Annotated in this window: 19 protein-coding genes; 5 read left to right on the top strand and 14 right to left on the bottom strand. The window is 72.0% G+C overall.

Annotated features, from left to right (window positions below; translation table 11 throughout):
- Positions 1–189: 189 nt before the first annotated feature.
- Complete coding sequence (locus tag QA634_RS19040; protein WP_415926888.1) at positions 190–1428, bottom strand: MFS transporter; 1239 nt, start codon at positions 1426–1428, stop codon at positions 190–192.
- Between the two features lie 282 nt (positions 1429–1710).
- Positions 1711–2343, bottom strand: coding sequence for a TetR/AcrR family transcriptional regulator (locus tag QA634_RS19035; protein WP_150108686.1), 633 nt, complete (start codon positions 2341–2343; stop codon positions 1711–1713).
- Between the two features lie 209 nt (positions 2344–2552).
- Between QA634_RS19035 and QA634_RS19030 the strand changes: the two genes are divergently transcribed.
- Together QA634_RS19030 and QA634_RS19025 are read left to right on the top strand one after the other, a co-directional pair.
- Entirely contained in the window at positions 2553–2915 is a 363-nt protein-coding gene (locus tag QA634_RS19030; protein WP_012333531.1) for a phage holin family protein, read from the top strand.
- Between the two features lie 121 nt (positions 2916–3036).
- The gene (locus tag QA634_RS19025; RefSeq protein WP_012333530.1) at positions 3037–3192 is read left to right on the top strand and encodes a hypothetical protein; all 156 of its coding nucleotides are present in this window, start codon (positions 3037–3039) and stop codon (positions 3190–3192) included.
- A gap of 50 nt (positions 3193–3242) precedes the next feature.
- Here the strand turns inward: QA634_RS19025 and cysG are convergent, their stop codons facing one another.
- The 10 genes from cysG to QA634_RS18975 all read right to left on the bottom strand — a co-directional run bounded on the left by cysG (position 3243) and on the right by QA634_RS18975 (position 17361).
- Positions 3243–4736, bottom strand: coding sequence for a siroheme synthase CysG (cysG, locus tag QA634_RS19020; protein ID WP_012333529.1), 1494 nt, complete (start codon positions 4734–4736; stop codon positions 3243–3245).
- A gap of 40 nt (positions 4737–4776) precedes the next feature.
- Positions 4777–7509: a nitrate reductase gene (locus tag QA634_RS19015; RefSeq protein ID WP_012333528.1), complete on the bottom strand. Its 2733-nt coding sequence runs from the start codon at positions 7507–7509 to the stop codon at positions 4777–4779.
- A 34-nt stretch (positions 7510–7543) separates the two neighbouring features.
- A complete protein-coding gene (locus QA634_RS19010; protein ID WP_012333527.1) occupies positions 7544–9166 on the bottom strand; it encodes a sulfite reductase subunit alpha in 1623 nt (540 codons plus the stop codon).
- Between the two features lie 76 nt (positions 9167–9242).
- A complete protein-coding gene (locus QA634_RS19005; protein WP_012333526.1) occupies positions 9243–11030 on the bottom strand; it encodes a NirA family protein in 1788 nt (595 codons plus the stop codon).
- Between the two features lie 11 nt (positions 11031–11041).
- A complete protein-coding gene (locus QA634_RS19000; protein WP_012333525.1) occupies positions 11042–12259 on the bottom strand; it encodes an NAD(P)/FAD-dependent oxidoreductase in 1218 nt (405 codons plus the stop codon).
- A gap of 10 nt (positions 12260–12269) precedes the next feature.
- Complete coding sequence (locus QA634_RS18995; protein ID WP_012333524.1) at positions 12270–13064, bottom strand: ABC transporter ATP-binding protein; 795 nt, start codon at positions 13062–13064, stop codon at positions 12270–12272.
- Between the two features lie 13 nt (positions 13065–13077).
- Complete coding sequence (gene ntrB / locus QA634_RS18990) at positions 13078–13944, bottom strand: nitrate ABC transporter permease (RefSeq protein ID WP_012333523.1); 867 nt, start codon at positions 13942–13944, stop codon at positions 13078–13080.
- Entirely contained in the window at positions 13944–15239 is a 1296-nt protein-coding gene (locus QA634_RS18985) for a CmpA/NrtA family ABC transporter substrate-binding protein (protein WP_012333522.1), read from the bottom strand. Before QA634_RS18985 ends, ntrB begins: the two co-directional genes overlap by 1 nt.
- A 500-nt stretch (positions 15240–15739) precedes the next feature.
- Positions 15740–16744, bottom strand: coding sequence for a CmpA/NrtA family ABC transporter substrate-binding protein (locus QA634_RS18980; RefSeq protein ID WP_012333521.1), 1005 nt, complete (start codon positions 16742–16744; stop codon positions 15740–15742).
- Positions 16741–17361 (bottom strand): ANTAR domain-containing response regulator, encoded by a 621-nt coding sequence (locus QA634_RS18975; protein WP_050777495.1) that lies wholly within the window; start codon positions 17359–17361, stop codon positions 16741–16743. Before QA634_RS18975 ends, QA634_RS18980 begins: the two co-directional genes overlap by 4 nt.
- A 274-nt stretch (positions 17362–17635) precedes the next feature.
- Between QA634_RS18975 and QA634_RS18970 the strand changes: the two genes are divergently transcribed.
- The 3 genes from QA634_RS18970 to tkt all read left to right on the top strand — a co-directional run bounded on the left by QA634_RS18970 (position 17636) and on the right by tkt (position 22308).
- Positions 17636–18289, top strand: a complete 654-nt coding sequence (locus QA634_RS18970; protein WP_012333519.1) for a hypothetical protein — start codon at positions 17636–17638, stop codon at positions 18287–18289.
- A gap of 72 nt (positions 18290–18361) precedes the next feature.
- A complete protein-coding gene (locus QA634_RS18965) occupies positions 18362–20203 on the top strand; it encodes a glycoside hydrolase family 15 protein (protein ID WP_012333518.1) in 1842 nt (613 codons plus the stop codon).
- 17 nt (positions 20204–20220) lie between these two features.
- Positions 20221–22308: a transketolase gene (tkt, locus tag QA634_RS18960; protein ID WP_012333517.1), complete on the top strand. Its 2088-nt coding sequence runs from the start codon at positions 20221–20223 to the stop codon at positions 22306–22308.
- Positions 22309–22500: 192 nt separating this feature from the next.
- Here the strand turns inward: tkt and QA634_RS18955 are convergent, their stop codons facing one another.
- Complete coding sequence (locus QA634_RS18955; RefSeq protein WP_012333516.1) at positions 22501–23784, bottom strand: ArgE/DapE family deacylase; 1284 nt, start codon at positions 23782–23784, stop codon at positions 22501–22503.
- A 398-nt stretch (positions 23785–24182) separates the two neighbouring features.
- Positions 24183–24326 carry a hypothetical protein gene (locus QA634_RS18950; RefSeq protein ID WP_012333515.1) on the bottom strand — a complete coding sequence of 48 codons (144 nt, stop codon included), beginning with the start codon at positions 24324–24326 and terminating at the stop codon, positions 24183–24185.
- Positions 24327–24328 lie beyond the last annotated feature (2 nt).

The raw sequence follows: 24328 nt of genomic DNA, 5'->3' as shown, positions 1-24328 counted from the left end.
TCCGGCGCCGCCGGAGCTTTGCCAAAGAGGGCTTCGCAGCGCCGTGGCGGCGGCCGAAGCCCATCCGGACAAGACGATCGCGCTCCGGTTCGGATGCGCGGAGAGGTGGCGAAGCGGATCGCCACCGCTATCATCGGGGTCGCCGGCGAGGCCGCGGCCGTCGACGGCGAGGCGTCGAGCAGGAAGCCATCACGCGCGCGATCCGCTCGCCTTCTCGGTTGCGAAATATCCCAAGGCGATCAGCCCAAAGGCGATGCCGGCAGCAGATGCTCCGTTCCACCCGTAGCGGGCAAACACCCAGCTCCCTAGAGCGGAACCAAACGCGCCACCGAAGAAGAAGGTTGTCATGTAGACACCATTCAACCGCGCACGAAACTCGGGCGCCAACGCAAAAATCACACGTTGTCCGAGGACGAGATTGGCCGACACTGCAAAATCCAAGATGATGCCGGCCAGCACGAAGAGCGCGAGCGATAGGTTGGAGCCCAACACGGCGATATGCGTCATGGCGAAGACGGCGACCGCCATCATCATGGCAGCAGCCGTTGCAGATCTGATCCATCCACGGTCCGCGATCCGGCCGGCGATCGGTGCGGCGACGGCTCCGGCGACGCCGGCCAAGGCGAAGAGAGCGATACCCCGTTGGCTGAAGCCAAACGCCGGCCCCATCAACAGAAGCGGTGTTATCGTCCAAAAGAGACTGAACGCACCGAACATGCAGGCGTGATAGAGTGCCCTCCGTCGCAACGCCGGCGTCGTCCGGACGAGATGGGCCATCGAAGCGAGCATTTTGCCATAGCTCATCTTAGCCGTGACTGGCCGGAGAGGCAACGCAGAGCGGAGTATGAGCGTAAGGCCAATCATGATTGCGCACGAAAAGAAAAAGACGACCCTCCAGGACGAAAAGTTTGTGATCAGACTCGCCAAGGGTCGAGCCAGCATGATGCCCATCATCAAACCGCTCATCACGTTACCGACCACGCGGCCACGCGTGGCCTCTGGCGACAGATGTGCGGCGTAGGGGACGAGAATCTGCACCGTGACCGAGCCCAAACCCACCATCAGGGCAGCGGCGAGAAAGGGCGCGGCCGAGCTGGCGATTCCGGAGATGAGGAGCCCGAATGCGCCGATGACCAGGATGGAAATGGCAAGCCGGCGATTCTCGAAAAGATCACCAAGAGGCACCACGAGCAACAGCCCGGCACCATAGCCAATCTGCGTCAAGGTAACGATGAGGCCGCCAGCTTCTTTCGGCAAATTCAATTCAGAACTGATTGGGCCAATAAGGGGCTGTGCGTAATAAATATTCGCGGCGATCAGGCCGCATGCGCAGGCCAGGAGAGTCATGAGCCGCTTCGACATTCCTGGATCCTGCGTGCGAAGCGATGCTGGATGCCTCGCGGTTGCACCCACGGTATTTTGGATCATTTTGTTCCCTAATTGCGCTCGGAAAATCGCAATGCCGGGGGAGCGCACCGCCTCCCGACACGCTGAAAGGCAACCTCGTGTCGTTGCGTTTACGTTCTAGGCAGAGAGTCCCGCTAGACTGTCGGGGGGATGATTGGCGCCCCTCTCCGGAACTTCGTCACCGATGTGGGCTGCGTCGCACGAGAGCAGCGCCCGATCAGGTTGCAATCGGACGCTGCCCTCGGTCATTGATTGTGCCGCCTTGTCCGCGACGAGCCGGCATCGACTTCGTCGCACCATGCTCTAATCGAGCAGCCGCATGGCTACTCCCACGAGGGCCATCATCGCTTCACGCTCGCGTCCGGTCTTACCCAAGACACGCATGCCTTGAACCATCGCGAGCAGAGCTCTCGCCGTGGTCGCCGCATCCAGGTCCTTGCGGATCGAGCCATCGCTCTGGCCGGCTCGTATCATCACCGTCAGCCTTTCCTCGTTCCGCCTCAGAGCGTCGGCCACCTTGGCGGCCACGACCGGATCTGTACTGCCGAGTTCGACCGTGCCGACGATCACCAAACAACCGCCACGTCCTTCCGAGGTGTGCGAGGATTCCGCATAGAAATCCAAAACGCGGCGCAGCTTGTCCCGACCACTTTCCGAGCAACCCGCAATTTCCGATAGCCTCGTGCCACGCAGCTTTAAATACCTGTCGAGAGCCGCGCAAAATAGTTCGTGCTTACTATGGAAGGCCTTATATATGCTTCCAGCGGATAAATTCAGCGCACCCGAAAGATCGGCAATAGAGACGCCATTATAACCGTGCTCACGGAAATACGAGATAGCCCGATCAAGGGCGACATCGATGTCGAATTCCCTGGGCCGCCCCCTCGCCCGCGTCAGGCCGTGCGGCATCGCGTTTGCGGTGCTCATGGTGCTCATTTAGGATATGATTTAACCCAAATCAAGCCTGTGATCTCCTGCGGCGGCGGCTTGCCGCCAGGCGACGGCCCGAAGGACCGAACCGGCCACCGCCGGTGGAGGCGCGGGCGATGCCGGGAGCGCGCTGCCCGAGGCGGGCGGGGCCGCGGAACGGGCTCGGCCCGCCGCCGTTGTCGGCCCGGACCCGACTCACTTCAGGCGGCAGGACGATGGCGCGGACGCGGCGGATCGCTCAGGACGATCAGAGGTCGACCGTCAGGCTGATGCTCGACGCGGTCCGGGAGGCCGGCGATCTCGCGGTCGCGCAATACGCGCTCCTGGCGCACGAACTCGACGGCATCCGCCGCACGGTGATGCGGCTCGGCTCCTCCTTCGGCGGCGGGCTGATCTTCCTGTGCTGCGGGAGCTTCCTGCTGCTCGTGGCCGCCGTGAAGCTCCTGGCCTGGCTGACCGGGTCGGAGGTGCTCGGCGCCCTCATCGTCGCGGCCCCGTTCATCGCCGCGGCGATCGGGCTGGGGCACTGGGGGGCCCGCAAGATGCTGTCGGTCGGCCGGCCCAGCGAGGGGGCCTGACCCGTCGAAGGCTGCCGTCATGCTTCCGTTGCATGGCTCCCTTCTGGCATATGGCATACCAGCGCTTTTTGTGCGGTGCCATATTGTGTGCGTCGCACAACGCCACTCGGGAGTGCCACCGATGATCGCCTTCGCCCTGCTCGGTCTCGTCGCCGCCGTCGCCGTGAACGCCTCGCTGGTGCGCGTCGCCGCCGACCGCCTGACCCCGACCCCCGCCTCGGCGCCGCTCTTCGCGAGCAACCAGAACGACGTGATCGCCGCCAAGCTCGCCGCCTGAGCCTCTCGGGCCGGGCCGGCGGGCCTTCGGAGGGGCGCCGCGCCGGCGCCTCACCCCGACAGCGAGCGCGGTTCCCGCCCCGCGTCGGGCCCCACCGGGAACCCGGCCACGGCCTCCGCGATCAGGGCCTCGGCGCCCCGACCGACCGCGTCGCCCACCATCACGATCGCCGGACCCGCGATCCCGCTCGCCGCGATCGCCTCCGCCAAGCTGGTCGCGCTGCCCCGCAGCACCGCCTGGTCCGGCCGCGTCGCGTTGAAGACCGCCAGCGCCGGCGTGTCGGGGCGCAACCCTTCAGCGATGGCCCGGGCCAGCAGCGCGCCCAGCGTGCGCTTGGGCATGTAGATCACGGTCGTGACCGAGGAATCGCCGAGCGCCGCCCAGTTCAGGTCGTCCGGCAGCGCGCCGCGGCGGTCGTGGCCGGTCACGTATTGCAGGCGCCGCGCCGCGTCGCGGTGCGTGAGCGAGAGGCAGAGCGAGGCCGCCGCGCCCTGCGCCGCCGTCACACCCGGCACCACCGAGACCGGCACCCCCGCCGCCCGGCAGGCGTCGATCTCCTCCCCGGCCCGGCCGAAGACGAGCGGATCGCCGGATTTCAGCCGCACCACCCGCTTGCCCGAGCGCGCGAGGCTCACCATCAGGGCGTTGATGTCGTCCTGTCGGCAGGACGGGCCGTGCCCGGTCTTGCCGACCAGCATGGTGCGGGCCTCCCGCCGCGCGTAGTCGAGGATCTCCGGCGCCACGAGGTCGTCGTACAGGATCACGTCGGCGCTGCGCAGGGCCCGCAGGGCCTTGAGCGTCAGGAGCTCCGCGTCCCCGGGCCCCGCCCCCACCAGCACGACGGCGCCGCCGCGCGGGCCCGCATCGGCCTCTCTCGTCAGCTCGTCGAGATCGGCCCGGGTGGGCGCCCGGTCGGGCTCCGCGAAGGCGCGGTCGGCGAAGCGTTCCCAGAAGGCGCGCCGCTCCGCGAAGGCGTGGTAGCGCGCGCTCACCGCCGCCCGCCAGTCGCGCGCCGCCGCCACCCAGGCCTTGAAGCCGGAGGGCAGCATCGCCTCGATCCGCGCCCGCACGGTCTGGCCGAAGACCGGGGCCGCCCCCTCGGTCGAGATGCCGACCACGAGCGGCGAGCGGTTGACGATCGCCCCGAAGGACACGTCGCAGAGATGCGGCCGATCGACGGCGTTGACGATCGCGCCGGCCTGCCGCGCCGCCGCGACGAAGCAGGCGCACGCGCCCTCGTCCTCCTGGGCGGCGATCGCCAGGGCGGCCCCCGCGAGGTCGGCCGGGCTCCAGTCGCGGGCGTGCAGCACGATGCGGCCGGCCACCGCCTCGGCGGGCGCGGCGCGCATCTCCTCGGTCGGGTCGGGGGCGTAGACGTCCACCTGGGCGCCCGCCGCGGCGAGCAGCTTCGCCTTCCAGGCGGCGCCGCCGCCGGCGCCGGCCAGGACCGCCCGCTTGCCCTGCAGCGTCACGAAGACCGGCAGCACCGCGAGCGGTTCGAGGCCGGGGGAGCGCGTCTCGCGCGGGGTTCGGGGGGAACTCATCGTCCTCAAGTACGGAACTCTCTCGCTCGGGACGATGCGCTCAGGCCGGGCTCGGCGCAAGTTCGGCCGCCAGCAGCTTGCGGATCTCAGGGATGCACGAGCCGCAATTGGTGCCGGCCCGGCAGGCCGCGCCGACCGCCTCGACGGCGTGGGCGCCGCCCCTGATCGCCCCGACGATGACGTCGCGCCCGACATTGTGGCAGGCGCAGACCAGGGGACCGGCGCCGCCGCTCTGCGCCCGTCCCGAGATCAGGGCGCGGCGCGCCGCCGGTTCGAGCAGTTCCTGCGTGCGGAAGAAGGCCTTCGCGGCCTCGAAGGAGGGCCGCTCGGCCGCCGGCGCGAGGGCGAGCGCCCCGACGAGGCGCCCCTCGACGAAGGCGGCCGCCCGGTAGACGCCGCAGCCCGGATCCGCGTAGGCGCTGAAGGACGCGTCCGGGAACAGGCGCCGCATCAGGGCGGCCGCCTCGTCCGGCCCGTCCTCGGTCGCCACGATCAGCCCGACGCCGCCCTCGATGGTGGCGCGCGCCCACCACCAGCCCTCCGGCGCCGCCACCGGCTCCCGGGTGATCAGGAAGCCGCGCGAGCGCATCGGCACCGGCGCGATCGCGGCCGGGGTGGCCTTGAGCTCCGGCTGGCCCGAGACCGGATCGACCGCCCCCTGCACCAGGGCGCCGACGCGGCCCGCCGAGGAGGTCGCCGCGCTCCAGTGCATCGGGGCGAAGAGCACGCCCTCCTGCGCGCCGGGCGTCAGCATCACCTCCAGCACCGCGCTGCCGTGGGCCGTGGTGACGCGGGCGAGGTCCCCGTCCGAGAGGCCGATCCGGGCCGCGTCCCGCGGGTGGATCTCGCAGAAGGGCACGGCGCGGTGGGCCGAGAGCTTCGGGCTCCTCCCCGTGCGGGTCAGCGTGTGCCAGTGGTCGCGCACCCGCCCGGTATTGAGCCGGAACGGGAAGGCCTCGCTCGTCGGGTGGGCCAGGGCGGGCGCCTGCACGGCGACGAAGCGGGCGCGCCGGTCGCGGGTGAAGAAGCGCCCATCCCCGAACAGCCGGGCCTGCCCGCCCTTCGCCCGGCGGGGCAGCGGCCACTGCACCGGCCGGGCCGCCTCGTAGGCGGCGTCCGGGATCTCGGCGAGGCCGGAGAGGTCGAAGTCGCGGCTGCCCGCATTCTCGAAGCCGGACAGGGCGGCGTGCTCGCGGAAGACCGCCGCCACGTTCGGCCAGGCGAAGGCCTGGAGGTGGCCGAGGCGCTGCCCGACCTGCGCCAGCATCCACCAATCGGCCCGCGCCTCGCCGGGCGCCGGCAGGAAGCGGCGCTGGCGGGAGATGCGCCGCTCGGAATTGGTCACCGTGCCGTCCTTCTCGCCCCAGGCGAGGGCCGGCAGCACGATCGCGTCCCGGCGCAGCGCGAGCGTGTCCGTGGTCGCGACGGCCTCGGCGATCACCAGCGTGTCGAGGCCGCGCAGGGCGGCGCGGACGCGGTCGGCCCGCGGCATCGAGACGGCCGGGTTCGTCCCCATCACCCAGAGGGCCTTGATCCTGCCCCGCTCGATCGCCTCGAACAGGGAGACGGCCTTCAGCCCCTCGCCGGTGACGATCCGCGGCGCGCCCCAGAAGCGGCGCACCAGGTCGACCTCCTCGGGCGCGAAGTGCATGTGGGCCGCCAGCATGTTGGCGAGCCCGCCGACCTCCCGCCCGCCCATGGCGTTGGGCTGGCCGGTGAGCGAGAACGGCCCCGTGCCGGGCCGGCCGATCCGCCCGGTGGCGAGGTGGCAATTGATGATCGCGTTGGCCTTGTCGGTGCCCTGGGAGGATTGGTTCACCCCCTGCGAGAAGGCCGTCACGGCGCGGGGCGTGGTCCGGAACAGGTCGAAGAAGGTCGCGACCTCGGCCCCGGTCAGGCCCGTGGCGGCGGCGGTCGCGGCCGCGTCGGGGGCGATGAGGCGGGCCCGCTCCAGGGCGGCCTCGAAGCCGGCCGTGTGCGCGGCGATGAAGCGGGAATCGAGGCCGCCGGTCTCGGCGAGGTGGATCAGGAGCCCGGAGAACAGGGCCGCGTCGGTGCCGGGCCTCAGGCCCAGGAAGAGGTCGGCCTCCTCGCCGGTCTGGGTGCGGCGCGGATCGACCGCCACGATCCTGGTCCCGCGCCGCGCCCGCGCGTCGAGCATGCGGCGGAACAGGACCGGGTGGCACCACGCGGCGTTCGAGCCGACGAGGACGATGAGGTCGGCCTCGTCGAGATCCTCGTAGCAGCCCGGCACCGTGTCGGACCCGAAGGCGCGCCGGTGCGCCGCCACCGAGGAGGACATGCACAGCCGCGAATTGGTGTCGACGTGCGGGGTGCCGATGAAGCCCTTCGCGAGCTTGTTGGCGACGTAGTAATCCTCGGTCAGGAGCTGGCCGGAGAGGTAGAAGGCGATCGCATCCGGGCCGTGCTCGGCGGCCGCGCGCCGGAAGCGCGCCGCCACCTCGTCGAGGGCGCGGTCCCAGGTCACGCGTGCGCCCGCGACCGTCGGGTGGAGCACCCGCTCGTCGAGGGAGAGGGTCTCCCCCAGGGCCGAGCCCTTGGAGCAGAGGCGACCGAAATTCGCCGGGTGCTCGGGATCGCCCTCGACGCGGGCGCCCCCCTGCCCGTCCGGCCGCGCGAGCACCCCGCAGCCGACGCCGCAATAGGGGCAGGTCGTGCGCACCGGCTCCGGCAGCCGCGAGAGGTCGGGCAAGAGGTCGGGCAAGAGGTCGGGCAAGAGGTCGGGCAAGAGGTCGGGGACGTGGAGGTTCATCAAGGACGCTTCCGCGGATTGGAGGGCGCTGCGCTCAGTACACGTCGGCCTGGTAGCGGCCGGCCTTCTTGAGGGCGGCGAGGTAGGCCACCGCGTCGTCGGGGCTGCGGCCGCCCTCCTTGGCGGCGATGTCGATGAGCGCGCGCTCGACGTCCTTGGCCATGCGCTTGGCATCGCCGCAGACGTAGAAGTGGGCGCCCTCCTCCAGCCAGCGCCAGACCTCGCGGCCGTTCTCGCGCATGCGGTCCTGGACGTAGGTCTTCTCGCCGCCGTCGCGCGACCAGGCGAGGGAGAGGCGCGTGAGGATGCCGGCCTCCTTCAGGCCGTTGAGCTCGTCCCGGTAGAAGAAGTCCGAGGCCTGCCGCTGGTGGCCGAAGAACAGCCAGTTGCGGCCCGGCGCCTTGACGGCGGCGCGCTCGCGCAGGAAGGCCCTGAAGGGCGCGATGCCGGTGCCGGGCCCGACCATGATGATCGGCGTCCCGGGATCGTCCGGCAGGCCGAACCCGTGCGCCTTCTGTAGGTAGACCTTCACCTTGGCGGCCTCGGCGAGGCGCTCGCCCAGATGGGTCGAGGCGACGCCCAGGCGCAGCCGCGAGCGGTGGCTGTAGCGCACCGCGTCGACGGTGAGCGAGACGCGGCCCGGATCGGCCTTGGGGCTCGACGAGATCGAGTAGAGGCGCGGCTGCAACGGGTCGAGGGCTTCGAGGAAGACCTCGGCGTCCGGCCGCGCGCCCGGGAACTTGTGCAGGGCCGCGAGCACGTCGAGATGGGCGAGGTCGCCGTCCGGATCCTCCCCGGCGGCGAGGGCCTGCGCCTTGCGGCGCGCCGGGCCCGAGGTGAGGAGCGAGAGGAGCTGGAACAGCCCGTCCGGCGCCGCGCCGAGCGCGTAGTGGCCGAGCAGGTGGTCGCGCAGCGTCGCCTCGCCGAAGCGGGTGGCGACGACCCGCTCGGGCCGGGCGCCGAGTTCGGCGATGACCGTGTCGACCAGGGCCGGGGCGTTGGCCGGGAACAGCCCGAGGGAATCGCCGACCGCGTAATCGATGCCGGTGCCGGCGAGGTCGATCTCGATGTGCCAGGTCTCCTTCTCGCCGCCGGGCGCGTTGAGGCGGCGCCGGGAGAGGAAGACCGCCTCGGCCGGGTTCTCGCGGCAATAGCCGGAGGGGCCGGTCGCCGCCCCGGCCGCCGGGGCGGCCTCTGCGGCTATTGCCGCCGCGGCGGGCGCCGCCGGGGCCGCGCCGGCAACCTCCGCCTCCAGCTTCTTCAGCATCCGGAGGGTCTCCTTGCCCCCGGGCTGGCAGAGGTTCAGGCGCTCCTCCTTCCTGAGGAAGATGGCGTTGGCGTAGTCGGCGCAGGTGTAGCCGCACTGGCCGCAATCCTGCTGGGCCATGGCGGCCATCAGCTTCTGCGCCGCGGAGCGCTCCGTGGCCATGGCCATGCGGTCGCCGAGGGGGATCGACGGGTCGTGCCAGGGCGCGTCGCCGTTGTCGGCGAGCGCCGGGCCGGCGGCCGGGACCTCGCCGGGCGCGAGCGCGGTCGCGCCCTCCAGCGCCGGGCCGAGGAGCGCCGCGAAATAGCCGGAGAGCCACGCCCGCTGGTCGGCGGTGAAGGGCGCGCTCTCGGGAATCAGGACGAGGGGGGGCGTGACGTGCTGGGTCATGGCGGTCACCGGGGAGAATGCGGGGCGGACGCGGTCGCGCGGGCGGGCCCCGCGCCGGCGGCTCCGAGGGCGGCGCTCATTCGGCCGCCTCCAGCATCCGGGCCTCGGCGAGGCCCTTCAGGGCCTCCGGCCCGCGCCGGGCGGTGAAGGCCTGGAAACTCTCCTGCGGGCCGGTGCGGTGGGCGAGGTAGTCGCGCAGCAGCGCCTCCACCCGGCCCGGGCACTCCTCGGCCCGCACCGCCTTCCAGATCTCGGTCCCGATCCTGGCCGCCTCGCCGAAGCCGCCGCCGACCACGATGTCGTAGCCCTCGACGGTGTCGCCCTCCTCGCTCACCACCACCTTGGCGCCGATCAGGCCGATATCGCCGATGTAGTGCTGGGCGCAGGAATGGTGGCAGCCGGTCAGGTGCAGGTTCACCGGCACGTCGAGGTCCCTCACCCGGGCCTCGACGTGGTCGGCGATCATCAGGGCGTGGCCCTTCGTGTCCGAGGCCGCGAACTTGCAGCCGCGATTGCCCGTGCAGGCGACGAGGCCGGCCCGGATGCTCGACGCCTTGGTGGTCAGGCCGAGCGCCGCGACCCGGGCCTCGACCTCCGCCACGCGGGCGTCCGGCACGCCCGAGATCAGGAAATTCTGCCAGACGGTGAGGCGGATCAGGCCGTCGCCGCATTCCCGGGCGATCTGCGCGAGGGCGCGCATCTGGTCGGTCGTCATCTTGCCGACCGGCAGCACGACGCCGATCCAGTTCAGGCCCGCCTGCTTCTGGGGATGCACGCCGACATGGGCGAAGCGGTCGAAGCCGCCCCGGGGCCTGATATGGGCCGGATCGACCCGGTCGAGCCTGCGCCCGAGCTTGTCCTCGACGGCGGCGAGGTAGGCGTCGAAGCCCCAGGCGTCGAGGACGTATTTCAGCCGGGCCTTGTTGCGGTTGGTGCGGTCGCCGTTCTCGATGAAGACGCGCAGGATCGCGTCCGCGACCCGGTTGCACGCGCTCGGGCGCAGCACCACGCCGGTGTCGCGGGCGATGTCGCGGTGGCCGGTGATGCCGCCGAGCACGAGGCGCATCCAGAGGCCCGGCGCGACCGCGGCGCCCTCCGCCACCTCGACCGCCTGGAAGCCGATGTCGTTCGTCTCCTCCAGCACCGGCAGCACGCCGCCGCCGTCGAACGCCACGTTGAACTTGCGCGGCAGGCCGTACAGGGAGCGGTCGTTCAGGATCCAGTTGTGCCAGGACCTGGCGAGGGGGCGGGTGTCGAGGAGTTCCTGGGCGTCGATGCCGGCGGTCGGCGAGCCGGTGACGTTGCGGATGTTGTCGGCGCCGGCCCCCCGGGCGGTCAGGCCGAGATCCACGAGCCCGTCGAGGAAGGGCTGGCCGTGCTCGGGGGCGATCTCGCGCACCTGCAGGTTCGCCCGCGTGGTGACGTGGGCGTAGCCGCCGCCATGGGCATCCGCGAGGTCGGCGATGCCGGCGAACTGCCAGTGCTGCAGGATCCCGTTCGGGATGCGCAGGCGGCACATGTAGGAGTTCTGGGCCGGCGCGACCCAGAACAGGCCGTGGTAGCGCCAGCGGAAATTGTCCTCGGGCTTGGGCGCCTTGCCGGTTTCGGCCTCGGCGATCAGGCGGTTGTGCCCGTCGAAGGGGTTCTCGGCGCGCTTCCACTTCTCCTGGTCGGCGAGCTTGCCGCCGGCCTTCACGACCCGGTCCTGGGCCTTGATGTGGATGGCGTCGGGCCCGGTCGGCTCGGCGGCCGGCGGGGCCGCCGCGCCGCCGAGGCCGATCCCGCCGGTCAGGCGGACGGCCTGGATCCCGTTCGCGAATCCTTCGAGGTAACGCTTCTGCTCGGCGTCGAAGTCGTCGGCCATTGCGCGCTCCTTCACGCTGCGAGGGGTTGGGGAGCCGGGCGACCGAAGATCAGGTCGTCCCGGTCGGCGCGGGCGAGGCGCTCGCCCGAGCGGATCAGGGCCTTGCACCAGCCCTGCTCGGCGACGTCGCCGACGAAGACCGCGCCGAGGAGGCGGTTCTCGGCGATGACGAGCTTGCGGTAGAGCCCCGCCGCCGGATCGCTCCAGGTCACGGCCTCGGCGCCCTCCGGCACGTCCACGAGCCCGGCCGAGAAGACCGGCAGGCCGGAGACCTTCAGGCTGGTGGAGAGGGCGGTGCCCGCGTAGGCGGCCGCCTCGCCGCAGAGGTGGCGGGCCAGCACCTCGGCCTGCTCGTAGGCCGGCTCGACGAGGCCGTAGGTCATGCCCCGGTGCTCGGCGCACTCGCCGAGGGCGAAGACGGACGGGTCGGAGGTGGTCATCCGGTCGTCGACCCGGATGCCGCGCCCGACCGCGAGGCCCGAGGCGGCGGCGAGCGACGTGGAGGGCCGCACCCCGACCGACAGGACGACGAGGTCGGCCGGGATCGTCGCGCCGTCGGCGAGGCGCAGGGCCTCGACGCGCCCCTCGCCCTCGACCGCGGCGGTGTCGGCCCCGAGCCGCACCCGCACCCCGCGCGCCTCGATGGCCCGTCTCACGAGGTCGGCGGCGGCGTGGTCGAGCTGGCGCTCCATCAGGCGGTCCATCACGTGGAGGAGCGTCGTCTCGGCGCCGAGCCGGGCGAGGCCGACCGCCGCTTCGAGCCCGAGCAGGCCGCCGCCGATCACCACCGCGCGGGCGCCGGGCGCGGCGGCGCGCCGGATCGCCGCCACGTCCGCGAGGTCGCGGAAGGTGACGATGCCGGGGAGGTCCATCCCGGGCCTCGGCAGGCGGATCGGCACCGAGCCGACCGCGAGGACGAGCCGGTCGTAGGGGAGGACGAGCCCCTCCCCGACCCGGACGGTGCGGGACTCCCGGTCGATGGCGGTGGCGGGCGCGCCGGTGACCAGGGTGATGCCGTGATCGGCGTACCAGTCGAGGCCGCGGAAGGTGCAGGCGGCCTCGTCGACCTCGCCGCCGAGCAGCGAGGAGAGCAGCACGCGGTTGTAGGCCGCCACCGGCTCGGCGCCGACGACCGTCACCGCGTAGCGGCCGCCCTGGCGCTCGGTCAGCCGCTCCAGGAAGCGGAGCGAGGCCATGCCGTTGCCGACCACGACGAGGCGTTCCTGCATCGTCCCGGCCTCAGGCGGCGAGGGCCGGCTTGGCGTGCCGGGCGTAGAGGAATTCCAGCACCTCCGCGCGGGCATGCGTGTAGGTCGGGTCCTCGACGAGGTCGAGGCGCCGGCGCGGCCGGGCGAGCGGCACGGCCAGGACCTCGCCGATCGTGGCGGAGGGGCCGTTCGTCATCATCACGATGCGGTCGGAGAGGAGCACCGCCTCGTCCACGTCGTGGGTGATCATGATGACGGTGTTGCGCAGGCGCAGGTGGATCTCCATGAGCTGGTCCTGGAGATGGGCCCGGGTCAGGGCGTCGAGGGCGCCGAAGGGCTCGTCCATCAGCAGCACCTTCGGCTCCATGGCGAGCGCCCGGGCGATGCCGACGCGCTGCTTCATGCCGCCGGAGATCTCGTGCGGGCGCTTCTCGGCCGCGTGCGTCATGTTCACGAGGGCGAGGTTGTGCGCGACCCAGTCGCGCCGCTCCGCCCGGCCCTTCCTGGCGCGCAGCACCTTGTCGACCGCGAGGGCCACGTTCTCCCGCACGGTGAGCCAGGGCAGGAGCGAGTGGTTCTGGAACACCACGGCCCGCTCGGGACCGGGGCTGTTGACCTCGCGGTCGTCGAGCAGGACGCCGCCCGTCGAGGCGCGCAGCAGGCCCGCCACGATGTTGAGCACCGTCGACTTGCCGCAGCCCGAATGGCCGATCAGCGAGACGAACTCGCCCTTGGCGATCGAGAGGTTGACGTCGCGCAGCACTTCCGTGGTGCGCCCGGCCCGCGTGAAGCTGATGCCGACATTCGAGAGGACGAGGTGGCTCATGGCGCGGGGCTCCTCAGGCGCTGGCGGTGCCGCGGGTGACGAGTTGCCCGATCCCGGCGACCACGCGGTCGAGGACGAAGCCGATCACGCCGACATAGACGAGGGCGACGATGATCTCGCTGATATGCGAGGAGTTCCACGCGTCCCAGATGAAGAAGCCGATGCCGACGCCGCCGATCAGCATCTCGGCCGCCACGATCGCCAGCCACGACAGGCCGACCCCGATGCGAAGACCGGTGAAGATGTAGGGCGCCGCCGAGGGCAGCATGATCTTGCCGAAGAACTCGAAGGCGTTGAGCCGGAGCACCGACGCGACGTTGCGGTAATCCTGCGGGATGTTGCGGATTCCGACCGCCGTGTTGATGATGATCGGCCAGATCGAGGTGATGAAGATCACGAAGATGGCCGAGGGCTGGCCATCCCGGAAGGCCGCGAGCGAGAGCGGCAGCCAGGCGAGGGGCGGGATGGTGCGCAGCACCTGGAAGATCGGGTCGAGGCCGCGCATGGCCCATTCGGACTGGCCGACCAGCGTGCCGAGCAGCACGCCCGCCACGGAGGCGAGCGCGAAGCCGAGCGCCACGCGCTGCAGGCTCGCCACGATGTGCCAGAACAGCCCCTTGTCGGTGCCGCCATTGTCGAAGAACGGGTCGGAGATGATCGGCCAGGCCTCGCTCATCACCCGCGACGGGGCGGGCAGGCCGGCGCCGGGCCGGTCGCAGAGCACCTGCCAGACGAGCAGGAACAGGCCGAGCACCACGAGGGGCGGCACGATGCGGGCCGCGAGGGCCCTCAGGCCCGCCGCCGTGACGAGGGGGCCGCGCGACGCCTCCCCCTTCCGCCGCGCGGCGGCGAGGCCGCCGATGGAGGTTCCGAGGGCCATCACGCCACCTTCTTGATGCTGAGGCTGGACAGGTAGGCGGCCGGATCGGCCGGATCGAAGACCTTGCCGTCGAAGAAGGTCTCCCTGCCCCGCGAGGTCGAGGCCGGGATCGCGCTCACGCCGAGCGCCTTGGCCGCCTCGCGCCACAGGTCCTCGCGGTTGACCTTGGCGATCAGGGCCCTGGTGTCGGTCTGGGGCTCGAACTTGCCCCAGCGGATGTCCTCGGTGAGGAACCAGAGGTCGTGGGACTGGAACGGATAGGAGGCGTGGTCGCGGAAGAACTTCATCACGAAGGGGCTGTCCTTCACGACCCGGCCGTCGCCGTAATCGATGGTGCCCTTCATGCGCCCGGCGACGTCGCCGACCGGGATGTTGATCCACTGGCGCTTGGCCACGATGGCGGCGAACTCGTCCCGGTTCTCGGGCCGGTCGCACCATTGCTGCGCCTCGATCACCGCCATCAGCAGGGCGCGGGTGGCGTTCGGGTATTTCTGGACCCAGTCCGCCCGCATGGCGAAGGCCTTCTCGGGATGGTCCTTCCAGAGCTCGCCGGTGGTGAGCGCCGTGTAGCCGAGCCCCTGCTGGACGAGCTGGGCGTTCCACGGCTCGCCGACGCAGAAGCAATCCATCGTGCCGACCTTCATGTTCGCCACCATCTGGGGCGGCGGCACCACGATGGTCTCGATGTCGCGGTCCGGATCGATCCCGCCGGCCGCCAGCCAGTAGCGGATCCAGAGGTCGTGGGTGCCGCCCGGGAAGGTCATGGCGGCCTTCACGGACTTGCCGGCGGCCTTCTTCTTGTCGGTCGCGACCCGGAAGACCTTGGAATCGAGCGCCACCTTGGCGTCGAGGTACTCCTTGGCCACCGAGATGCACTGCCCGTTGAGGTTGAGCCGGGCGAGGATGTGCATCGGCACCGGGACGTTGTTCTGGGTCACCCGGCCGGCGCTGATCAGGTAGGGCATCGGCGTCAGGATGTGGGCGCCGTCGATGCCGTTGCCCTCGGAGCCGAGGACGAGGTTGTCGCGGGTGGTGCCCCAGGAGGCCTGCTTGAGCACCTCCACCTCGGGCATGCCGTGCTTGGCGAAGAAGCCCTTCTCCTTGGCGACGAAGAGCGGGCCCGCGTCGGTCAGCGCGATGAAGCCGAGCTTGGCGCCCTTCACCTCGGGCCCCGTCCCCTGCGCGAAGGCCCCGCCCGGCAGCGCGGCCCTGGCGGCGGCGGTGAGCGAGAGGGCGGCGGCCGCCCCCTTCAGAAGGCCGCGACGCGTCGTGTGGTCACCCCTGCCGATCGACACCGTGTCCCGCTCCTGTCGTCCTTGCGGGCGGCGCCCGCGTTGCCGAAACGAAAAAAACCGCTGCCCAAGCTCGTCCGGGCCCCGGCAGGCGGGGCTCCAGCGGAGAGTCGGGTCAGCGGCCTTGCTGACGGTGAGATCCCGTCGGCGCTGACGGGCTCGATCTTTTCAAAGCAGATCCCGTGCCAACTCTCGTCGACCCGCCCAAGTCATTGATCTGGATCGATTCCAGCCGATCCGGCACGGGACCGGCCACCGGGCGCCGCCCCGTGCTGCGCTGCACAAATCCTCAGCGCCCTGTCTGCCAAACAGGCAGGCCGCCGGCCTGCCTGCGCGCTGAGCAGAACGGCGTCGGGCAAGATGGCGTCGGGCGAGAAGGCGTGGGGCGAGAAGGCGTGGGGCAAGAAGGCGTGCGGCAAGACCGCGTGCGGCAAGTCTGCCGCGCCTCTCGCTCTCGCGTCCTTGACCGCCCCCGGACCGGCGACCGCCTCGGCGAATGATGCTCAGGCGGCCAGCAGGTCGGGCCTGGGCAGGGCCGCCGCCTGGGCGCGGGCGGCGGGCGGCGCGGCGAACTGGCCGCAGGCCTCCATCTCGGCGAGGATCCAGTCGATCGCCCCCATGTCGAAGGCCAGGACCTCCTCCCCGAGGGTCAGGTAGTCGGGCGCGGCGCGCGGGGCGGCGCCCCGGGGCGCGAGCTGCAGCGACCCGGCGAGCCCGCGCAGGATCAGGTCGGGGTCGAGGCCGAGGTGGCGCGGCGCCGCGAGCATGCGGGCGAGGTCGGGCCGGTTGCCCGGCTCCCCGCACCAGCGCGCCGCCGCCCGCAGGGCGCGCAGCAGCGGCGGCGCCCGCTCCTCCAGCTCGGCCGGCAGCGCCAGCACCTTCTCGGGGCAATCCGGCGCGAGATCGACGCCGAGGGCGGCGATGCGCCCGACCCCGGCCTCCACCGCGACGCTGTTCCAGGGCGCGCCGACGCAGAAGCCGTCGATCAGGCCCCGGCGCAGGGACTCGACGGTCCGCGGCGGCGGCACGGCGACGAGCCGGACCTGGTCGAGGCGGCAGCCGCCGAGGGCGAGCAGCCGGCGCAGCTGGTAGGTGTGGCTGGAGAAGGGATGCACGGTCCCCAAGGTGAGCGGCCGCCCCGCCGCGGCCCGCGCTCCGGCCAGGGCGGCGAGGGCGCGGGCCACCTCGGGCAGGGCCTCGCCGTCCGGGCGCATCGCCTCCCAGAGGGGAAGCGACAGGGTGACGGCGTTGCCGTTGCGGCCGAGCGCCGCCGGGGCGATCAGGCTCGCGGGCGGGCCGCTGAGGCCGAGATGGCTCGCGAGGGCGAGGGGCGCCAGGATGTGGGCGCCGTCGAGGAGGCCGAGGGCGAGCTTGTCGCGCAGGGTCGCCCAGGAGGGCTCGGCCACGAGCTCGACGCGCAGGCCTTCCCGGGCGGCGAAGCCGCCTTCAGCCATCGCGATGACGGTGGCGGCGTCCGTGAGCGGGACGTATCCGAGCTGGAACCTCATCCGAGCAGGTCCGCGGCGGTGACGATGGCGCGGGCGATGTCCACGATCTTGCGCTTCTCGTTCATGGCCTTGCGGCGCAGCTGCTTGTAGGCCTCGTCCTCCGACAGGCCCTTGGCGCTCATCAGGATGCCCTTGGCGCGGTCGATGAGCTTGCGGTCGGCGAGTTCGTTGCGGGCCTCGGCCAGTTCGCGCTGGAGCCGCGCGAAGGCGTTGAAGCGCAGGATCGCCACCTCGATGATCGGCTTGATCCGGTCCGCCTTGAGCCCGTCCACGATGTAGGCCGAGATGCCCGCATCCACCGCGGCCTGCATCATGGCGGTGTCGCTGCGGTCGACGAACATCGCGACCGGCTTCTCGACCAGGCGGGAGACGCCGAAGAGCTGCTCCAGGAGGTCGCGGCTCGGGCTCTCGAGGTGGATGACGACCACGTCGGGCGCCAGGGCCGAGAGCCTGTCGAGGAGGTCGACCGTGTCGGGAATCACGACGACGCGGGCGCCGTCGAGGTTGCGCAGGCCCTCCTCCAGCACGGCCGCGCGCGCCCGGCTCGGGTCGACGACCGCGATGGTCAGGCTCTGGTCGGGGGAGGTCAGCGGGGCATTGGTCACAGGGTCGGGCATGCCGGGCGCAAGAGGCAAATGTCGGGCCGGGGCGGTCGGGATCGGACGGAAGTCGGATCGTGCTTCGGCGGCTCGGCCGCGCCGGACCCGTCCCCGCGGGCCGCGCTCGCACCGCGCGGCGGGGGCGGAAACCCCGCATCGGCCGGGGGAGCGGCCCGGGGCTCGCAAGACCTCGCCGGCGCGACCCTGCGAAACCTCGCCGCAATGAAAAGGCCGCGGTTCGGCCGCAAAACCGCGGCTCACTGCGCGGGTGAGCGAACGGAGGATCGGCCCCATGAGCGAGTTCGACGGCCGGCGCGAGGCTGCGCCGGGATCGGTGGACGGAGGGCGGACGCTCGGCTACCTCCCCCTCCTCCCGACCCTGTGCGTGGCCGCCTGCCTCGCCGCGGGGTCGCTCTACTGGCGCGACGCGCCGCCCAGACCGCCCGCCGGCCAGGCCGCCGCCGCGGCGCCGCGCCCCGTCCCGGACCCGTTCCGCACCGCCGAGGCGGGCGGCGAGGCGCTGACGCGCCACCCGCTCCCCCTCGAATTCGCGCGGCAATTCCCCCTCGCGGTGTCGAGCGCCCTCGCCGCCGAGGCACGGGCGCCCGCCGAACCGGCCGCGGCCGGCCCTCTCTGCGAGGCGCTGCCGGCGGCCGCCCCGGAGAAGCCCCTGCCGCTGAGCGCGCGCCCCGCCCCGAGGCGGCCGGCGAGCCCCCGCCACGCTTTGCAGGCCGCGCAGGCCCGGCCGTCCCGCCCGGCCGCTCTCCAGGCCGCGGAGGCCGGGCCGGAGGAGACGCCGCCCACCGAGCGCGCCTCCTTCGCGGGGCTCGCCCTGCCGCGCGTCGTCGAGACCGGCCGCGTGATGGTGCGCCACGTCTCGGCCCTCGGCGCCGGCGTCGTGCAGGCGGGCAGCGCCATGCTGGACCTGATCGACCGGCATCCCTGACCCGGCGCCGCGGCTGGACCGGCGAACCCGTTCCGCTATCTCCCGGGACGGGAGAGTGCCGCAGGGTCGAGCATGGCATCGCGGATCGAGGATTACGCCCTGGTGGGCGACGGGCGCAGCGCGGCCCTGATCGGCCGCGACGGCAGCATCGACTGGCTGTGCTGGCCTCGCTTCGACGCGCCCGCCTGCTTCGCCGCCCTCCTCGGCACGGCCGAGCACGGCCATTGGCGCATCGCCCCGGCCGGCCCGGCGACCCGCGTCACCCGCTGCTACAGGCCTGGCACCCTGGTGCTGGAGACCACGCACGAGACCGAGGCCGGCACGATCCGCGTCACCGACTACATGCCGAGCGACGACGGGCTCCACCTCGTGCGCCTCGTCGAGGGGGTGAGCGGGTCGGTCCCGGTCCGCATGGAATTCGTGGTGCGCTTCGATTACGGCTCGGCGGTGCCCTGGGTCTCGCGCAACGAGCACGACGACCTGCGGGCGATCGTCGGCCCGCACAAGGTCGTGCTGCGCACGAAGGCGCCCCTGCGGGGCGTCGGGCGCAGCACCGTCTCGGACTTCACCCTCGCGCAGGGGGAGTGCCTGTCCTTCGTGCTGAGCTACGCCCCCTCCGCCGAGGACGACCCCGCCCCGATCGAGCCGCGCAAGGTCCTGCGCCGCACCACCGACGCCTGGCGCTCCTGGTCGAGCCGCTGCCAGGGCGGCACGCCCTGGGACGACATCCTGCTGCGCTCGCTCCTCACTCTCAAGGCGCTGATCTACGCGCCCACGGGCGGGATCGTGGCGGCGCCGACCACCTCCCTGCCGGAGGCGCTCGGCGGGGTGCGCAACTGGGATTACCGGTACTGCTGGCTGCGGGATTCGACCTTCACGCTCCTCGCCCTGGTGGATGCGGGCTACCTCGACGAGGCGCGGGCGTGGCGCGACTGGCTCCTGCGCGCGGTCGCGGGCAGCCCGGAACAGGCCCGCATCCTCTACGGCATCGCCGGGGAGCGGCTCTTGCCCGAGATCGAGATCGACTGGCTGCCGGGCTACGAGGGCTCGCGGCCGGTGCGCATCGGCAACGCCGCCTCGCAGCAATTCCAGCTCGACGTCTACGGCGAGATCTTCGACGCGCTCTACCAGGCCGAGGAGCGCGGCATGGAGGGGGACGATAACGGCGTGCGGGTCGGCCTCGCCCTCCTGGCCCACCTGGAGAAGGTCTGGACCGAGCCGGACGAGGGCATCTGGGAGGTTCGGGGCGGGCGGCGCCACTTCGTGCACTCGAAGGTGATGGCCTGGGTGGCCTTCGACCGGGCAGTGCGGTTCTACGAGCGGCTGAACGGGGACGGCGCCGGGGATGCCACCGTGGCGCGCTGGCGCGACGTGCGCGCGCGCATCCACGCGCAGGTCTGCGAGAGGGGCTTCGACCCGGAGCTCAACAGCTTCGTGCAATCCTACGGCTCCAAGCGCCTCGACGCGAGCCTGCTCCTGATCGCCCATGTGGGCTTCCTGCCCCACCACGACCCGCGGGTGGTCGGCACCGTCGAGGCGATCGGCCGCGACCTGATGCGCGACGGCTTCATCCTGCGCTACGACACCGAGAACCAGACCACGGACGGCCTCCCGGCCGGCGAGGGTGCCTTCCTGCCCTGCAGCTTCTGGTACGCGGACAACCTGATCCGCCTCGGGCGCTGCGCGGAGGCCCGGGCGATGATCGAGCGGCTCCTCGCCGCCTGCAACGACGTGGGGCTGCTCGCCGAGGAGTACGACCCGGTCGCCAAGCGCCAAGTCGGCAACTTCCCGCAGGCCTTCAGCCACGTCGCCCTGGTCAACACACTTCTGAACTTCAGTCGCGCGGTCGGACCCGCTATGGAGCGCAGCGACGACGAGGGGCGCGGCGCTGCCGGCGCGACCGCCCGCACCTGAACCCGACGAGGTCCGAGATGAGTGCAGCCGAGACCGCCGCGAAGGCCGGTATCAGCGCGATCGACCAGCGCAGCATCGACACGATCCGCACGCTGACGATGGATGCCGTGCAGAAGGCGAATTCCGGCCATGCCGGCGCCCCGATGGCGCTCGCGCCCGTCGCCTTCACGCTCTGGAACCGCTACCTGCGCTACGATCCGGCGCACCCGACCTGGCCGAACCGCGACCGCTTCGTGCTCTCGGTCGGCCACGCCTCGATGCTGCTCTACAGCCTGCTCCACCTCGCGGGCGTCGCGCAGAAGGACGGCGCCGACGAGCCCGCCGTGAGCCTCGACGACATCAAGCGCTTCCGCCAGCTCGACAGCCGCACGCCCGGCCACCCGGAGTACCACTTCACCACCGGCGTCGAGGTCACCACCGGGCCGCTCGGCCAGGGGGTGGCGAACTCGGTCGGCATGGCGATGGGGGCCCGCTTCCTCAACGAGCGCTTCCCGTTCGGCGAGCGGGCGGTGTTCGACTTCAACGTCTACGCCCTTTGCAGCGACGGCGACCTGATGGAGGGCGTCGCGTCCGAGGCCGCCTCGATCGCCGGCCACCTGCGCCTCGCCAACCTGTGCTGGATCTACGATTCCAACACGGTCACGATCGAGGGCCACACCGACCTCGCCTTCAGCGAGGAGGTGGCGACCCGCTTCCTGGCCTATGGCTGGCAGGTGCTGCGCGTCGCCGACGCGAACGACGTGCCCGCGCTCGCCGGCGCGATCGAGACCTTCCTGCAATCGCAGGACCGGCCGACCCTGATCATCGTCAACTCGGTCATCGGCTACGGCGCGCCGACCAAGCAGGGCACCTCCAAGGCGCATTCGGACGCGCTCGGGGTGGAGGAGATCCGGGGCGCCAAGCGCTTCCTCGGCTGGCCGGAGGATGCCGAGTTCCTGGTGCCGGACGGCGTCTACGAGAATTTCCGCCAGGGGATCGGCGCCCGCGGCGCGGCGCTCTTTTCCGAGTGGCAGGAGCTGATGGAGGAGGTGCGCGCCTCCGACGCGGACCTCGCCGGCGCGGTCTCCTCCTTCCTGTCGGGCGAGCTGCCGGCGGGCTGGGACGCGGCGATCCCGCACTTCCCGGCCGACGCCAAGGGCCTCGCCACCCGCGAATCCTCCGGCAAGGTGCTGAACGCCATCGCCGCCAAGGTGCCGTGGCTGCTCGGGGGCTCGGCCGACCTCGCCCCCTCGAACAAGACCAGGATCGAGGGCGAGGAGGCGCTCGGGCCGTTCACGCCCGGCGGGCGCAACATCCATTTCGGGGTGCGCGAGCACGCCATGGGGTCGATCGTGAACGGGCTCGGCCTCGTGGGCCTGCGCGCCTACGGGGCGACCTTCCTGGTCTTCTCCGACTACATGCGGCCGCCGATCCGCCTCGCGGCGCTGATGGAGCTGCCGGTCTTCCACGTCTTCACGCACGATTCGATCGGCGTCGGCGAGGACGGCCCGACCCACCAGCCGGTGGAGCACCTCCTGTCCCTGCGGTCGATCCCCGGCCTGATCACGCTGCGGCCGGCGGACGCCAACGAGGTGGCGGAGGCCTACCGGGTGATCATGGGCCTCAGGCACCAGCCGGCCGTGCTGGCGCTGAGCCGCCAGCCGCTGCCGACCTTCGACCGCGCCACCTGCGCGCCCGCCTCGGGGCTCGCCAGGGGCGCCTACGTGCTGGCCGGCGGCGAGGGCACGCCCGAGCTGATCCTGATCGGCACGGGCAGCGAGGTGCAGCTCTGCCTGGGCGCCTACGAGACCCTGCGGGGCGAGGGCGTGCGGGCGCGGGTGGTGTCGATGCCGTCCTGGGAGCTGTTCGAGCAGCAGGACGCCGCCTATCGGGAGAGCGTGCTGCCGCCCGCCGTGACGGCGCGCGTGGTGGTGGAGCAGGGCTCGGTGATCGGCTGGGACCGCTACGCGGGCAGCGCCGGCACGATCCTCGGCATGCACACCTTCGGCTCCTCGGCGCCGATCAAGGACCTGCAGACCAAGTTCGGCTTCACCTCCGCCAAGGTGCTGGAGGCGGCCCGGGCGCAGCTCGCGCGCGCGAAGGGGCTCGCGCGCGCGAAGGGGTGAGCGCCGGCGCCGCGTCGGCTCAGGCGCCCTCGACGCCCCAGACTCGGCACCTGTTGCAGGACTTTGCGACTGGTCACGGTGTTCCGCCCGCGCGCCACCGCGCAGGATCTGGCCTGCTCGAAGGCCCGGCTCGCGCCGGGCCCCTCCAGCACCAGGACGCCGCCTCCTCCATCATCCACCGGCGAGCAGAACTCACACCGGCTCGACCCCGCACCATTCCGCCACGAACAGGGCCATGGCGATGGTGATGCGCTTGAGCGAGGCGAGGCTCACCCGCTCGTCGAAGCCGTGGATGTTCTCGCTGATCGGGCCGTAGCAGAGCGCCGGCACGCGGTCGTAGAGGGCGTGCACGCGGGTGTCGAGGTAGCCGGCCGTCATGAAGCTGCGCAGGGCGCGCCCCGTCGCCGCCTCGTGGGCCCAGGCGAGCACGGCCTCCGCCTCCGAGCCCTCGGCGAGCTCGTAGCCCTCCGCGAAGAAGCCGTTGAAGGTCACGCGCGGGGGCGCGTTCGACAGGAACGGGTCGGCCAGGGCGAAGGCGTGCACCGCCGCCTCGATCTCGCGGGCCGCCTCCTCGGCGCCCACGCCCGGATAGATCGCGATGCGGCAGTCGATCCGGCACCAGGCCGGCACCGAGGAGGCCCAGTCGCCGCCCTCTATCCGGCCGACATTGAGGTTGATCGGGTGCGCCTCCCCCTCGAAGTGGCGGCGGCCGGCCTTGCGGGCGTTCCAGCTCTCCTCCAGCCGCCGCAGCGCCCCGATCACCCGGTAGGCGGCGTCGATCGCGTTGGCGCCCGTCCCCATCTCGCGCACGTGGACCGGGCGGCCCCGCACCTCGACCTGGAACCAGAGCACGCCCGTATTGGCGCGCACCAGCATCTCCTCCTCGGGCTCGGGAATCAGCACCGCCTCGGCGCGGTAGCCGCGCAGGTGGGTCATCAGGGCCCCGTTGCCGGTCGATTCCTCCTCCACGACCGATTGCAGCGTCACGGTGGCGGCGGGCTGCAGGCCGATCCGGGTGAGCGCGTCGAGCACGAACAGGTTGGCGGCGTGGCCCGCCTTCATGTCGGCGCCGCCGCGGCCGTAGAGCCAATCCCCCTCGATCACCGGCTCGAAGGGCGGGTGGGTCCACAGGTCGATCGGGCCGGGCGGCACCACGTCCACGTGGGCCTGCAGGATCAGGGAGCGCCCGGTCTCCGCCCGCGGCCGGTGGATGCCGACGACGATCGGCGCCTCCGAGTGGTCGGGCGCGAATTTCGAGCCGCCCGGATGGTCCTCGATCGCCGCCCGGTCCATGGCGAAGCGGTCCATGGCGAGGCCGCGCGCCCGGAAGGCGCGGAACACGAAATCCTGGATCGCCTGCTCCTGGCCGCGGGTCGAGGGGAAGCGCACCAGCGCCTGGGTGTGGGCGATCTGGTCGGGGAAACCCGCCTCGACCGAGGCGATGATCCGGTCGCGCAGGGCGGGGTCGAGCGGCATGTCCTCTCCGGGGCAGGATGCGTCGCGCCCATACGGGCCGAGTTCGCGCCCGCTGGCAAGCCGCCCGGACCGGACTCGATCCCGCAAAATCCCATCGACGGTGCGTCGATCTCGGCGCCGCACCGCGACGAGACCGGACCAGACCCGCCAGGATCTGGGCGACCCGAAGTCCAGCCCGAGGCAAGGACGACGGGTCATGCGACATCCGGTTGATGGCTTCGCCATCTCCGATGTCGGCCATGCGGATGTCGGCTTCGCTCAGGCGCCGCGCGGGCTTGTCATACGTCATCCGGTTGATGGCTTCGCCATCTCCGATTTCGGCCATGCGGATGTCGGCCTCGCTCAGGCGCCGCGCAGGCGCGTGATCCGGGATCCGCTGCGATCACGCGGATCCCGGATCAGGGCTCTGGCGGGCGCTCCCGGCTGGCGCGGGCGACCTCCTCGCCGCGGGCGCGGTCCCGCCGCAGCAGCCGGAGCTGCCACAGGCCGAGGCCGAGCACGATCCCGAACGGCAGCGCGATGTCGAGGAGGGCGACCAGCATCC

Origin of the sequence: Methylobacterium sp. CB376, from assembly GCF_029714205.1 — a bacterium.
Taxonomy (GTDB): domain Bacteria; phylum Pseudomonadota; class Alphaproteobacteria; order Rhizobiales; family Beijerinckiaceae; genus Methylobacterium.
Note: the sequence above shows the minus strand (reverse complement) of the source record. Positions and strands in the feature narration are given on the sequence as shown.